Annotated in this window: 7 protein-coding genes and 2 rRNA genes (1 of these 9 only partly in view); 4 read left to right on the top strand and 5 right to left on the bottom strand. The window is 44.2% G+C overall.

Features of this window, described 5'->3' with window-relative positions; translation table 11 throughout:
- Together QY309_14880 and rrf are read left to right on the top strand one after the other, a co-directional pair.
- A 23S ribosomal RNA gene (locus QY309_14880) occupies nt 1-2,812 on the top strand (it extends 89 nt beyond the left edge of the window).
- Between the two features lie 168 nt (nt 2,813-2,980).
- Nucleotides 2,981-3,092, top strand: a 5S ribosomal RNA gene (gene rrf / locus QY309_14875).
- A gap of 56 nt (nt 3,093-3,148) precedes the next feature.
- Here the strand turns inward: rrf and QY309_14870 are convergent.
- From QY309_14870 to QY309_14850, 5 genes are read right to left on the bottom strand one after another with little or no spacing between them, the layout of a single operon-like run.
- The gene (locus QY309_14870; GenBank protein WKZ59142.1) at nt 3,149-4,408 is read right to left on the bottom strand and encodes a pitrilysin family protein; all 1,260 of its coding nucleotides are present in this window, start codon (nt 4,406-4,408) and stop codon (nt 3,149-3,151) included.
- 3 nt (nt 4,409-4,411) lie between these two features.
- Nucleotides 4,412-5,584, bottom strand: a complete 1,173-nt coding sequence (gene porV, locus QY309_14865; GenBank protein ID WKZ59141.1) for a type IX secretion system outer membrane channel protein PorV — start codon at nt 5,582-5,584, stop codon at nt 4,412-4,414.
- Nucleotides 5,585-5,598: 14 nt separating this feature from the next.
- A complete protein-coding gene (porU, locus tag QY309_14860; GenBank protein WKZ59140.1) occupies nt 5,599-8,991 on the bottom strand; it encodes a type IX secretion system sortase PorU in 3,393 nt (1,130 codons plus the stop codon).
- Between the two features lie 18 nt (nt 8,992-9,009).
- Complete coding sequence (pssA, locus tag QY309_14855) at nt 9,010-9,678, bottom strand: CDP-diacylglycerol--serine O-phosphatidyltransferase (protein WKZ59139.1); 669 nt, start codon at nt 9,676-9,678, stop codon at nt 9,010-9,012.
- 3 nt (nt 9,679-9,681) lie between these two features.
- Nucleotides 9,682-10,332, bottom strand: coding sequence for an MBL fold metallo-hydrolase (locus QY309_14850; GenBank protein ID WKZ59138.1), 651 nt, complete (start codon nt 10,330-10,332; stop codon nt 9,682-9,684).
- 71 nt (nt 10,333-10,403) lie between these two features.
- On the opposite strand from QY309_14850, the gene QY309_14845 reads away from it, so the two are divergent.
- Both QY309_14845 and QY309_14840 read left to right on the top strand, forming a co-directional pair.
- Nucleotides 10,404-11,468: an FAD-dependent oxidoreductase gene (locus QY309_14845; GenBank protein WKZ59137.1), complete on the top strand. Its 1,065-nt coding sequence runs from the start codon at nt 10,404-10,406 to the stop codon at nt 11,466-11,468.
- Nucleotides 11,469-11,492: 24 nt separating this feature from the next.
- Nucleotides 11,493-14,780 carry a translocation protein TolB gene (locus tag QY309_14840; GenBank protein ID WKZ59136.1) on the top strand — a complete coding sequence of 1,096 codons (3,288 nt, stop codon included), beginning with the start codon at nt 11,493-11,495 and terminating at the stop codon, nt 14,778-14,780.
- The last annotated feature ends 14 nt before the right edge of the window (nt 14,781-14,794 follow it).

Genomic DNA, 14,794 nt, shown 5'->3' with positions numbered 1-14,794 from the left:
AAATAGGCTGTGATCCGCAGATGTCCGAATGGGGCAACCCAATGTGTTGAAGACACATTATTCCGCAAGGAAAGCGAACCCAGGGAACTGAAACATCTAAGTACCTGGAGGAAGAGAAAACAATTAAGTGATTGCGCCAGTAGTGGCGAGCGAACGCGCAAGAGCCCAAACCTAAGTAGTTACGGCTACTTAGGGGTTATAGGACCACAATATCGACTACACTATGAATTTGAACCGGGTGGGAAACCGGGCCATAGAAGGTGAGAGCCCTGTAAGAGACAAGTAGTGTTACGTAGTGGTATCCTGAGTAGGGCGGGGTCGGAGACGCCCCGTCTGAATTTGCCAGCACCATCTGGTAAGGCTAAATACTTTTGAGAGACCGATAGTGAACCAGTACTGTGAAGGAAAGGTGAAAAGTACTCCGAACAGGAGGGTGAAATAGAACCTGAAACCGTACGCTTACAAGCGGTGGGAGCTTCGTAATGGAGTGACCGCGTGCCTTTTGCATAATGAGCCTACGAGTTACTGTCACTGGCGAGGTTAAGTGAGTAAACTCACGCAGCCGGAGCGAAAGCGAGTCTGAACAGGGCGCACAGTCAGTGGGAGTAGACGCGAAACTTTGTGATCTACCCTTGGCCAGGATGAAGTTAGGGTAACACCTGATGGAGGTCCGAACTAGTAAACGTTGAAAAGTTTTTGGATGAGCTGAGGGTAGGGGTGAAAGGCTAATCAAACTGAGAAATAGCTCGTACTCCCCGAAATGCCTTTAGGGGCAGCGTGCGGGTTGAGTTTAGTACAGGTAGAGCTACCAATTGGACTAGGGGGAGTCACATCCTACCAAATCCAGATGAACTCCGAATGGTACTAAATATACCGTGCAGTGAGGGCATGGGTGCTAAGGTCCGTGTCCGAGAGGGAAAGAACCCAGATCTACAGCTAAGGTCCCAAAATGTACACTAAGTTGAACTAAGGCGGTTCAGTTGCTTAGACAGCCAGGATGTTTGCTTGGAAGCAGCAATTCATTTAAAGAGTGCGTAACAGCTCACTGGTCGAGCGACAGAGCATCGATAATAATCGGGCATCAAGTGTACTACCGAAGCTTAGGATTTGATAGCAATATCAACTGGTAGGGGAGCATTCTAACATCGGAGAAGCAGCCTGGTAATGGGTTGTGGAGAGGTTAGAAAAGCAAATGTAGGCATAAGTAACGATAAGACGGGTGAGAAACCCGTCCACCGATAGACTAAGGATTCCGCGGCAATGTTAATCAACCGCGGGTAAGTCGGGGCCTAAGGCGAACCCGAAAGGGGTAGTCGATGGACAACCGGTTAATATTCCGGTACTACCGTATCAAGCGAAGTGGAGACGGAGGAGTGACAGTTCCGCGAACTGACGAAATAGTTCGTTGAAAGGCGTAGGTATATTTTCTGCAGGCAAATCCGCAGAGAATGCTGAAACCCAATAGTACCTGGAGGCTTCGGCCAAAGGGATAGAGGACGTAATCAGACTTCCAAGAAAACCCGCTAGCGTTAATTGATAAGGTACCCGTACCGCAAACCGACACAGGTAGTCAAGGAGAGAATCCTGAGGTGCTCGAGTGAATCATGGCTAAGGAACTAGGCAAATTAATCCTGTAACTTCGGAAGAAGGGATGCCTCCCCCGAGCAATCGGGGAGGTCGCAGTGAAAAGGCCCAGGCGACTGTTTAACAAAAACACATGGCTTTGCGAAATCGAAAGATGAAGTATAAGGCCTGACACCTGCCCGGTGCTGGAAGGTTAAGGGGGGATGTTAGTGGGGGCAACCTTGCGAAGCATTGAACTGAAGCCCCAGTAAACGGCGGCCGTAACTATAACGGTCCTAAGGTAGCGAAATTCCTTGTCGGGTAAGTTCCGACCTGCACGAATGGTGTAACGATCTGGGCACTGTCTCAGCCATGAGCTCGGTGAAATTGTAGTCACGGTGAAGATGCCGTGTACCCGTCACGGGACGGAAAGACCCCATGAACCTTTACTATAGCTTCACATTGACATTGGGTGGATGATGTGTAGGATAGGCGGGAGGCAATGATCCCGGGCCGCTAGGTTCGGGGGAGTCAACGGTGAAATACCGCCCTTCGTTTTCTTGATGTCTAACCCCGATTAATCGGGGGACAGTGTGTGGTGGGTAGTTTGACTGGGGTGGTCGCCTCCGAAAGTGTATCGGAGGCTTTCAAAGGTATGCTCAGTACGCTTGGTAACCGTACGTGGAGTGCAATAGCATAAGCATGCTTGACAGTGAGACCGACGGGTCGAGCTGGATGGAAACATGGATATAGTGATCCGGTGGTTCTGTATGGAAGGGCCATCGCTCAAAGGATAAAAGGTACTCTGGGGATAACAGGCTGATCTCCCCCAAGAGCTCATATCGACGGGGAGGTTTGGCACCTCGATGTCGGCTCGTCACATCCTGGGGCTGGAGAAGGTCCCAAGGGTTAGGCTGTTCGCCTATTAAAGTGGCACGCGAGCTGGGTTCAGAACGTCGTGAGACAGTTCGGTCCCTATCTGTGATGGGCGTAGGAAGTTTGAGAGGATCTGACCTTAGTACGAGAGGACCGGGTTGGACTAACCGCTGGTGTACCAGTTGTGGCGTCAGCTGCACCGCTGGGTAGCTATGTTGGGACGGGATAAGCGCTGAAAGCATCTAAGCGCGAAACCCACCTCGAGATGAGACTTCCATTAAGGGGCGTCAGAGATGATGACGTTGATAGGCTGCAGGTGTACAGGCAGAGATGTCAAAGCTGAGCAGTACTAATTACCCGGGAACTTCTTTTCGGGCAAGCCCTATGTTCGTGGTTTAACCTTTACGGTACATACATTGAAAACATCTACCTCTTCCGGTGGTCAAAGATATTGGAGCAGCCACGCTTCACCAATCTTAAAGGTGATCCCGAGCAATCGGGACGTTGGGGGTCAAACCTCAATGAAAATCACTGAAGGTATTAAGGTGACTATAGCGGTGGGGATCACCTCTTCCCATTCCGAACAGAGCAGTTAAGCCCACCAGCGCTGATGGTACTACGGTAAAACGTGGGAGAGTAAGTCGTTGCCTATTTTTTATTCAAAAGCCTCACAGAAATGTGAGGCTTTTTTGTTGGTAGCAGACTGAGATCAACCAACAGAAGCAGTAAGCAAAGTCTCTTCGGAGAAATGTATTTGAGCTGTTTCCGAAAGATTTTTTGATGTAAGCGTTGAAAGGGATTGAATCAACTGTTGGTAGTAATCCATTTGTAAATTGAAAAGCGAAATAACTTTGTGCTTATCAGCATGGGCAAATGGAGTGCTCATATCAGATTGAAGACTTCCAATAAAATGATTTCGGGCAATCTCTAATTCGCTTTCCGAGATCGCTTCATTTTGCAGGCGACTCAATTCGCTTTTAATCTCATCAATAGTTAATTGCCGGTTTTCTTTATTTACATCGGCACCGATGACGAGATAGCTATCATGTTTTAAAGCATGTATGGACGAGTGAATTCCATAGGTGAGACCTTTTTCCTCCCGAATGTTTTTCATTAGCCGCGATCCGAAGAATCCACCCAGGATATGATTGAGCAACAATACGGCAGGATAATCTTTGTGATCTCTAGCGATCAGCATTTTTCCCACACGAATAGAGGTTTGTACGCTATTGCTTTTGGGAGTGAAATGATCTGCGGTTGAGCTTTGCTTTCGGGAAAATGTTTTTGTGTTACTGATATTTTGTTCAATCAGATTGAGTTTGGTGATGAGTTGTGTTTTTAGTTGATCTGATGGTTTGCCGCTTACGAAAGCCAGAAAATTTCTAAAATAGTTTTTATTGAAGTTTAAAAGTTGAGCTTGATTAATTGTGTCGATGTCCTTCAATTCTACGTCCTTGCCGTAAGGATGATCGGAACCGAATAATTTTTCACGAAATAACCGGGAGGCCAGAAAGTTTGTTTTCTCCAGGTTTACTTTTAATCCCTGACGGAAGATGTCTTTTGATTGCTCCAGTTCATTTTCAGGAAAGGAGGGCGATGTAATTAGTTCCAACAATACATCTAATGCCCGATCTACGTATTTTGTCAGGCCATAAAGTGTTATGGAAGTAAAATCAAAACCAGGGTTAATTTCCAGATGTAGTCCGTAATAATCGAGTAAGCGGGTAATTTCAAAACTTGTTTTTGAGGGAGTTCCTTTTGGTAAAAGTGTGGCTGCGAAATGAGAAACCCCTAAGTTAGGTTCATGCCATCGCCCGGCATGAAAAACCAATTCAATCTTTACAACATCCTGATCGCCCCCTGAAATAAAGAAAAGTTCATTTGTTCCCGAAAGTGGGTGTCTTTCAGCTTTTAACAGATTAAAGGTTGTACTTTTTACAAATGGGGGCGCACTGCTTCTGTTAACCATTGATTAGTCGGTAACAGAGGGGGTATCCAGCTCGCCTTTGTTTATCTGAAACAAAAGGGAAAACCGGATGGTTTCGGCTAACGGGTGCTCTCTTCTGTTGGTGGGAACCAGATAGGCAACATCTATGCCGAAGCGATCCTTTCTGAACCCCACTCCAAGCGTCATGTATTTTCTATTTCCTTTTTCCCTCGCCTCCAAAAAATAACCTGCTCTTCCGGCAAACGTGTTGTTGTACCAATACTCTACTCCAGCGTTTACAATAAATTCTTTGATCTCTTCTGAGAAGCCGTTGGGTGCATCCCCAAATGAACTAAACATTCCACCTAACACGGTTTGTCCCTCATCAATGGTGGGCACCATTAATTTATTCACATCAAGAATAAATGAGAAGCTGTTAGCTTGGTCAACTTCAGTAGTATAAACAGCACCTAATCGTAAGTTGGTTGGCAGAAAATCTCTATTGGCATCATCCGTATACGAAAGCTTAGCGCCAATGTTGGAGATAACTGCGGCCAAGGCTAGATTGTTGTTTTTGGCTCCTTTAAGTGTAGTATTATAATAAACTCCAATATCGGCAGCTACGCTTCGGCCTGGTTGCGCGTCAACTGTTCCACCGGAGCTAAACGTGCCAAAGGCCCCAGTTAAATTCGAGTGAATGTATTTGCCTGTTAAACCTAAACTTAGTTCTTCTGTTAATTTGCGTGAGTATGTAAAATCAATCGAAAATTCTCGCGGCCTGAAATTGGTTCCGCTCACGCCATCTTCAGTAATGAATATTTCACCAAGGTCAAAATATTTCATTGAGACTGCGACAGCCTGTTCTCTGGAAAATTTATAAAAGCCAGTCAGGTAAGAAATTGACATATCGTCAATAATTTTCCCTAGCCAAGGGGTATAAGATACTGAGCCTCCGTAAGTCTGATCGATAAAAACAAGCTTAGCAGGGTTCCAAAAGGCTGAGTTTGCATCCGGGCTCGTTGCAGCTCCGGCATCACCCAATGCTGCACTTCGGGCATCCGGGCTGATGGTAAGAAATGGAACCGCTGTGGTTATAGGCCGAAGCGTTGTATCTGAGCCCGTAACAACCTGACCTTGCGCATAAACTGAGCTGTCAATCCAAACCAAAAAAGAGGCAAATAGCGCAACAGCAATAAACTTCATGTAATTCTTTTTCAAGGGCTTAAAGATAATCAATTCGCTATAATAAGCTTTGTAACCTGCTCATTTTTAGAGCCATCGGCTAAAGAACGCACAATCAGGCGTGCCAAGTATAATCCGGGTGGCAGTTTTTTGCCGGTATTTTCTGATACCGATAATTCAATAAGATTAACCTGTTGGGTGCTTTCGGATACAGAAAAGGCATAATCCTGCAAGGCCTGACCGGTGTAATCGTAAATCAGAAGCTGGGCATCCAGGTCATTCCCTGCCTGGTTGTGTGTGAAGTAAAATTGTGTCTTTTCCTTAACGGGATTTGGGAAGTTGGCGAATGACTCAATCAACAGATCGTTCGTGCCTGACACTCTAAAATTGATTCGTGCCACTCCGGGATTGTTGTGGGTATCCCAGGCGCGTAACGTAATGGTGTGCATACCTGGGCTTAATTGTGGCAACATAAATTCAAGGCTTCCTTGCGAATAATCATCTTGTTCAGCCATGTAGTAATCGTTCAACACGAAGGTTTCATTATCATCCAACACCGCAACTATGCTGTTGCCAATTCCATAACCCGAAATGTTAACTCCGCTGTCATCGCTAAGTTGCGCGATTAATGTTGGCCTTGAGTTGGTGATGCCACCATCCGTAAAAGTGATATCGTTCATGTAGAGTTTTATTTCCGGAGAAGTTGTGTCTACCGTGGCGTCAGACTCACTGGATCCAACCATAAAATCGATAGATTGGCCGGCTGCTTCATCGTTAGTATTCGTATCATAGGCATACAAGCTCAGCTTTCCGGCATCTACTGCGTAGGCAATATTTTTTGGTATGATAAACTGGAAAGTAAACGAGCCATTTTCAACACTTGCTTTTCCACGAAACAGTGCATTGAACCATTGTTTATAAGCGAATGGTGAATTTTCATTTCCTAATGTTTGAAAGGAAGTTTCCTTATCGAATAACGTAGCTTCAAGTAAGCCAGTGAAATCCTCAATTTTTTTATCTTCGAAATTCACAATTTCGCCCGCTATGTTTACGGTTGACAAGGCTTTAAGTACCTCACTGCCTGAGGCCGTTGTAATGGAGGTAATTTTTGCAGTGTGTGTTGGTGTAGCCAGGTACATGGAAGGATCGCCAATTAGAGAAAAGTTTCGGTTGGAAACTCCTGAAATGCTGTTGTTTTTGGTTCGCCTGAAAATTTCACCTAAGGTAAGGTTGCTTCCGTTGTCTTTTTGAAAGAAGGCATCATAGAATGCCTGGTTAAGTTCAAAGTTTGTACTCGAGCTTACCGGTCGTGCGGTTGTAACGAGACCGATAGCTCCGCCTTCAGGCTGAAGCATAAACAATTCGCCACCTGAAGGAAAAACAGGATCATCTTGTCTTCCAAATTCACAGGTAGCTGTAACCAGTAAGGGTAATCTTTTATTCTTTATGGTTTGAATTTGAATTTCATCCAGAATTCTTTCTTGTGCCCATTGCCGCTCGCTTCCGTGGCCGGTATAGTTGATCAATAATGCTCCGTCATTAATGGTTTGTTCAATTTGCTTTTTTGTTTCAGGCGATATGGTTCCGCCAGCCCCTGGAAGTTGCGGAAATGCATCGAGGTAAATTTTTTTGGTATTGAAGTGTCCGTAGTTTTCATCAATGTTTCGTGCCATTTGATCGGCCTGACTTTGGTGAATATTGAAATCGCCATCATCAGCCACAAACACAATGTCTTTTCTCCATCCCCCAAACCTTTTGTGGTCGGTATCATAGTAAATGAGCTTATCAACCACGTGACCAGCTTCCTGAATTGATTTTACAGGTAATCGCCCTACGGCAATATCCAAGGTATGATTTTGTACAGGTCCTTCTCCCCACTCTCCTTCGTTTGCTTCCATAAAAGCAAAAAAATCATCAGAGGAATAGGTAAGTAACGGATGGAGTGAATTTCGGGATTGATACGTGGGAACAAAATTCTTGTTGTCCACCAACACATCATTGTAATCGTAAGAACATTTACCAAACAACAGCAACGATTTTAATTTTCCTTCATTTTTATCGTACAGGTATTTCGTAAAGTCGCGTAAAGCTGTAACATCTTGTTTGCCTCCGGAAAATTCATGGTAGACTTCTTCGAGTGTAGCGACAACCACGTCAATCCCATTGGTTGATTCGCGGTGTGCTTTCAGACGGAGTGCTTCGTTTTTAAAATCCGGATGTGTAATGATTAACAAGGTTGGCGTATTTAACCCGTGCAGGTTTTGATTATTAACTTTTCCAACAAGTCGTGGTGCAGGAATGTTGGAATTGAAAACGATAAATTCTTTTAAATCTGAAGTGGAAGTTCCGAACGAAATGGTGTTGGTGTTGAGCGATGTTTCCTGAATCAATACTTCAGTAGGATCCGTAACATCCCAAGCACGGGTTTGTTCAGTAACTTGATTTACCTGAAAGGTTGATTCTGTATTTTGTGTGCTTAAGGCTGATCGGAAAATGGTTTGGTTGCCATAAAGCTGCAATCGTTGTTTGACCTGAAGCAGGCAATAATTTAGGTATCCGACAGAACCGGACGCACTCTTTATATATTGGTACCGTATTTCCTGCTCATTCCGGGTTGATGCCGATACTGCGCTGCTGGTAGTTAAAAATGTGTCGGATGCGTGCCTTCCCTTAATGCCGTATTGCGTGTTGGGTATTGCAGCAATGGTGTGTTGACCGGTTTGTACCCCATTAATCAGTACATTGAAAGATGTATTGCCAAATGATTGACTCATTACATCCGAAACCAATTTTACCGGAGTGTTTTCAATGATGTTGCTTAATGGAAATCGAATCGTTTGTTCAGTTGTCAGATCGAAACGCTCACCGAACCATTCCCTTCCGGATTTTAGAATATTGTATTGATTGATTTCGTGATACGCATAGTTATCGAACTCCTGAATTACGGGGAATGATGTTCCAAGATTTGGTGAAGTGCCCATGCGTTTACCAGCACTTTCACCAACCGTTATGTAGTAAAAATTTTCCTTGGCATACTGATGTTTTTCATACTGGAATGTTTCCGACACAAGATCATAGCCAACCTTGTCGGATCCTTCTGCATAGAAAAGAATAAAATCCCTTTGATTGAATACTCCATCTTGCTCTCCTTCAATAAAAATCGCACATTCCGTAAGGTCATTTACGCGTGGTGCGCTGTTCAGTTGGGGCAACATACCCGAACTTTGGGTATAGATTTTTATTTTTCGCGGATCTGCATTAGCTGAAAACCCCATCTTTTTAAACTGTGCCTGATCGATTTTGTAAACGCCATTTTTTTCAACAGCCACTTTGTACCACGTGCCGTTTGCCAGCACGGATTGCTGCCCCTTTACAGAAAATGAAAGGAAGAGCAGTGCGAAACTGACAAGCGATCTTAGTATGGTAGACGCGATTTTTTGCACGAACCGGTAGTTAACCAATTATTTTGACAGAATCTGTACTCCTAACGACAATGCGATATATAAAAGTATAACAAGCGGTATGGCGGCTGCCTGCCCGAATGCCAACACTAATACAGAAAGTATAAGGAAGGTAAACCTGATTTTGTTCGACTGCCATGTAAAATTTTTGAATTTCAACGCAAATAATTCCAATGGAGAAACCAGTAAAAATGACGAAACCACAGTTATGGTTATCAAAGCCCAGGGTTGAATAATCCAATCCATAATAACAGCCTGTTGCAGGGGCAACGCAGTAATCAACAAGGCGTTTGCAGGGGTCGGTAACCCTCTGAAAGAATCGCGTTGCGTTTCATCTACATTAAAGATTGCCAGGCGCAAGGCAGAAAAAATGGCAATTGAAAATGACAGGTACGGCAGGTATTCACCTGAGCCGGTGGGCCATAATTTGTACATCACCACAGCAGGTAATAAGCCAAAGCTCACCACATCAGCAAGTGAGTCTAATTCTTTTCCAATAGGTGAGCTTACCTTGAGTGCACGAGCAGCAAAGCCATCAAAAAAATCAAATACGCAAGCAGCCCACACAAAATATGCAGCTTCAATGTTTCGGTTCTCCAACACCGCAACAATGCCGAGGCATCCGCAAAGTAAATTGAAACAAGTTAACAGGTTAGGAAGGTGTCGCATGAATCAGGCTTGAATGATGGCGCAAAATGGATTGGTTCTTTTTTCATATCCTATTTTGGTAACCGGGCCGTGGCCGCAATATACAGTAACCTCATCAGGCAATGTGAAAATTTTTTGATGGATGCTGTTAATAAGCGTATCGTAGTCACCTCCGGGTAAATCCGTGCGACCTATGCTGTTGTAAAACAACACATCGCCACCAATAAGCGATTGAGATTGCTCGTGATAAAATGCAACATGCCCCGGACTATGACCGGGCACAAACAAAATTTTCAGCGTTTCATTCCCAACCTGCAGCACATCGTCTTCGCTAATGAATCCATCTGGTTCTGTATCCTGGTATCCAAAGAAGCCATAGTTGGGAGCGTAGGTTTTTACTGCCCGTAGTAACGGTTCTTCAATTTTATGAATGAACAGCTTAACCCCAAAAGTTCGTTTTACGAATGCGTTGCCTAAAACATGATCGATGTGGCAGTGGGTGTTTACCAACTGCGTTACGGAAAGGTTGTTGTCGGCAATGAATTTTTTCAGTTGATCTTCTTCTTGCTTATTGGAGCAACCCGGATCAATAATGACACAAGCACGTGTTTCATCGTAAAGCACGTAGGTGTTTTCCTGAAAGGGGTTGAATTCAAAATGTTTTATTTGCAACATTGCCAGACATTTGATCTCAAAATTAAGCCTGAAATTGTTAGGTTGGTTATTTACACACCTTAATTACCTGGATGGCCACCAAAAATGTTGATTATATTATTGTAGGGCAGGGTGTTGCCGGGTCTTGCCTGGTGCTCCAATTCTTACTCCGCCAAAAAAGAATACTGCTTATTGACGAGCCACATGCGCATGCTGCCAGTGTTGTAGCTGCTGGTTTATTCAACCCCATCACGGGGCGACAAATGGGCAAGACATGGATGGCTGACACGCTGTTCCCATACTTGCATCAATTTTACAGGCAAGCTGAAACATTGCTCCAGGCCCGATTCTTTTTTCCGATGACCCTGTACCGACCTTTTATTTCAGTGGAAGAGCAGAATGAATGGATGGCCAGAAGCACAAATGAAAGCTACATCTCTTATCTGAAAGAAGTTACAATCCGGCCGATCTTTGAGCAATTTGTTAAGAATGATTTTGGTGGTTTGCTTTTGAATCAATGTGGGTACCTGAACACAACCATTTTCTTAAAAGCTGTTCGTGATTTTGTTGATTCCAATTTACGTGTTTTGTCTGAGCCTTTTATTGATGATGAACTGGACTTTACAGACACAGGCATTCGCTATCGGGAGTGGCGGGCATCCAAAATTATTTTTTGTTCAGGGGTAAATATTCAAACATCCCGGTATTTTTCCTGGCTTCCCATACGGCCACTAAAAGGTGAAACACTTACTATTGAACCTCAACCAAAGCCTGAAGTAATTTTGAACCGGGGTGTTTATGTTGTGCCGGATATCTGGAAAGTGGGAGCCACTTACAATAAAGAGGATCAGTTACCGGCAATTACCGAAGCTGGATTAGCGGAGTTAAAAAGGGGATTGGATGAATTAGTCAATTTTTCCTATCAAATTACCGGTCAGGAATGGGGTTTTCGACCCACAACACCCGATCGCAGGCCAATATTAGGGCCTCACCCGGAATATGAACAATTGGTAGTTTTTAATGGTTTAGGCACTAAAGGTGTGAGTCTGGCACCGTATTTTTCGGATGTTTTGGTGAACTGGCTGGAAAATGGCGCCCCAATAGACCAATCGGTGTCCCTGAATCGTTATAAATCGTTATATTCGAAATCTGCTTAAGCTAAGATGGAATTTGTGCGTATTGTGAGAAGATCAGCTATCCTTTTCCTGTTTGTTTTTGGTGCCGCAATGGCCGGTATGGCACAACAGGCCCGTGAGGTATTTGGTAAAAACCGCCAGCAGTTCCGTTCGTTCGATTGGCAGTACCTGAGTGGCGAAAACTTTGACGTTTACTATTATGATGGCCGCAGGGCTATAGCCAACGATGCCCTGCAATACCTTGAACTGGAGTTCGATCGGATAACTGACCTTATTGGTTATCCTCCCTATTTTAAAACCAAAATATTTCTATACAATTCGCTTACCGATTTGCGACAAAGCAATGTTGGTTTGAATAAAACCTACTACAACATAGGCGGAGAAACTGACTTTGTTAAGCCATATGTTGAGGTAGCCCACATTGGCACAGCGCAAGAGCTGAAGGATGAGCTGTTGTTTAAAATTTCGGATCTCATGCTCAATGAGATGATGTATGGCGGCAACCTGAAGGATATTTTTCAAAGTGCCTTGCTGATGAACCTGCCTGAATGGTTCGTGAGTGGTGCTGCACGTTATGTAGCGCACGGCTGGACAGCCGAGATGGACGACTACATCCGGCATGTGATAAAAAAGAAGAATACAAAAAGAATTAACCGCTTTAGCGATGAAGAAGCAGCATTGGTGGGACAATCGGTTTGGAATTTTATTGTTGAGCGATATGGAAAGAGCAGCCTATCTAATATTCTAAACTATACACGAGTAACCCGTAATGAAGAAAAAAGTCTGCTCATCACATTGGGTGTTAGCTATAATCAGCTGATCAACGAATGGTATTCTTTTTATAGCCAAATGAGCGAAACGGTTGGTCAGAGTTACATCCAGCCAGCCGACTCCATAAAATTTTCGCAAGGCCATAACATTACCACCGAGTTCACCACGGTAAAACTTAGTCCGGATGGACGCTACCTGGCTTATGCCGAAAATGATCGTGGTCGTTACGTGGTTAAGGTAAGAGAGATTGGAACCAAAAAGGAAATTGTGGTTCTTTCAGGGGGTACGCGGGTTATTGAGCAACGTGTTGATTACAGGTTGCCCATCATCAGTTGGTCTGATGCAAATACTTTGGGTGTAGTGGGCGTGAAGCAAGGTCAATATACATTCTGGTTGTACGACCTGAATACAAAAACGAAACTTCCACGAGAACTCGATAGATTCAGTAATGTAAGAAGCTTTACCTTCTCCGGAAACGGAAGATTGGTTGTACTGAGTGGCGATTTTGAAGGTCAGAGTGATCTGTTCTTGTTGAGCACACGCAGAGACCGGGTTCGCAGGCTAACGAACGATTCATTTGATGATCTTGATCCCACTTTTATTCCGGGTACAAACCGAATCGTGTTCAGTTCAAACCGCGTTACGGATTCGGTTACCGTAGGCGAACGAAAATCATTGGGAGATCTTACCAATAACTATAATCTCTTTGTTTACGATCTGGACACAACCACCAATGTGCTGGCGCGTATTACCAATACCTTGAGTAAGGACTACGCTCCGCAGGCTATTAATGATAATGTTTTTTATTATCTCAGCGACCAGCGCGGAATAATCAACCTGTTTAAGTATGATCGTTCAACAGGTATTTATACGCAAGTCTCTAATTTTTCTTCCAGCATTCGTGAATATGATTTTAGCTATGATCGTACTACGCTTGCGTTAACCCTGCGCAATGGTATGCGCGATGATATTTACCTGAGCAGGAGTTATAACCTGAACCGCAGTGTATTTACCCCGGCCACACGCAGACGCGAAATGCAGCAGGTAAAAGTACTGCAGGAACGCAGAAAGCAGGAGGAAGAAAAGAAAATGAGCATTAAGGATTTAATCAATTCGCGCCTGAAAGAAGCACAGCCTGGTAAGGATACAACGCAAGTAAAGCAAGATTCAATTCCGTTGCCTGCAGATACGGTTGTGATATCTGATTCTGTAAAACAGGAGGTAAAAAAGGATAGTGTTGAAACCAAAAAGCAAACGGTAGTTAATACCGATAATTATGTTTTTGAAGACGAAGCGGTAAAGCAGAATCAACCAAGCGAGACTTTTCTGAACCGTTACATGAAAGCACGTGAGAAGAGCCGGATACTTGGGCCATTCCCGTATGAGTCGAAATTCAGTGCTGATAACCTGGTTACCTCTTTTGTGATTGACCCGCTGCGAGGCGCTGGATTTTTACTGGAAGCACAAATGAATGACATGCTGGAGAACTACCGCTTTTACGGGGGCATCATGTCATCCATTGATTTGCGCAATGCCGATGCGTATGCGGAGTTTCAATATTTGCCAAAATTCATCGACTTCAGTGCCCGCTTTGACCGGAAGGCCATACGCTGGGAGCCATACAGCGATGGAAAAATCTATCATTACTCGCTTAACAAAGTAGAAGTAGGAGCAGCCGTACCCATTACAGACCGCTTACGGTTTTCAGCGAACATATTCGGTGCGTTAACCCGCTCGGTTGATCAGGGCGTAGCGTCATTTCCAATTGATCCGCCTTCAGAGGTTCCGATAAGTCATTACTATGCCGGTCTCCGTTCTGAATTGGTTTATGACAACTCGATAACAACCGGATTGAATATGATTGAGGGTACGCGTGGCAAGCTTCGCTTCAATCACTATCAGGGCATTAATGATCCGAATAATAGTTTCAGCCAGGTTACGCTGGACATCCGTCACTATCAAAAAATTTACAGGGGCATTGTTTTGGCTGTTCGCGGATTTGGTGGTTCATTTTTCGGACGTTCACCAAAACAATATTTGTTGGGCGGAATGGATAACTGGGCATTTAATGAGATATCCTATCGCGGACGTGATAGTGAGGGGAATGAAAATATTTTGGGAACACGTGCACAGAATGAAGATATTCTTTTTGTTGAGTTCGCTACTAACCTTCGCGGGTTTCAATACGCAACTTTGTTTGGTCAAAATGTGATGTTGATGAATGCGGAGTTCCGGGTTCCGGTTGCCAAAGCGTTAAGCAACACCCCAATCTCTTCAAACTTCTTTCGCAATATGCAGCTGATTGCCTTTTATGATATTGGTACCAGCTGGTCGGGCCCATCACCATTTACTTCGGGTACCAGTGTTCGGATTGACCGAATAAAAAATGGTCCATTCGAAATTGACATCAAGAATTTTTTAAACCCGTGGTTGTATAGTTACGGTGCGGGCATGCGGACAGTAATTTTCGGCTATTACATGAAGTTCGATCTGGCCTGGCCGGTTCAGAATTTTGAAGTAGGCAGACCACAATTCCTGTTTACGTTAGGGTTTGATTTCTGATTCTTTTTAACATT

The sequence above is a fragment of the Cyclobacteriaceae bacterium genome (assembly GCA_030584025.1).
In the GTDB taxonomy this organism is placed as follows: domain Bacteria; phylum Bacteroidota; class Bacteroidia; order Cytophagales; family Cyclobacteriaceae; genus UBA2336.
Note: the sequence above shows the minus strand (reverse complement) of the source record. Positions and strands in the feature narration are given on the sequence as shown.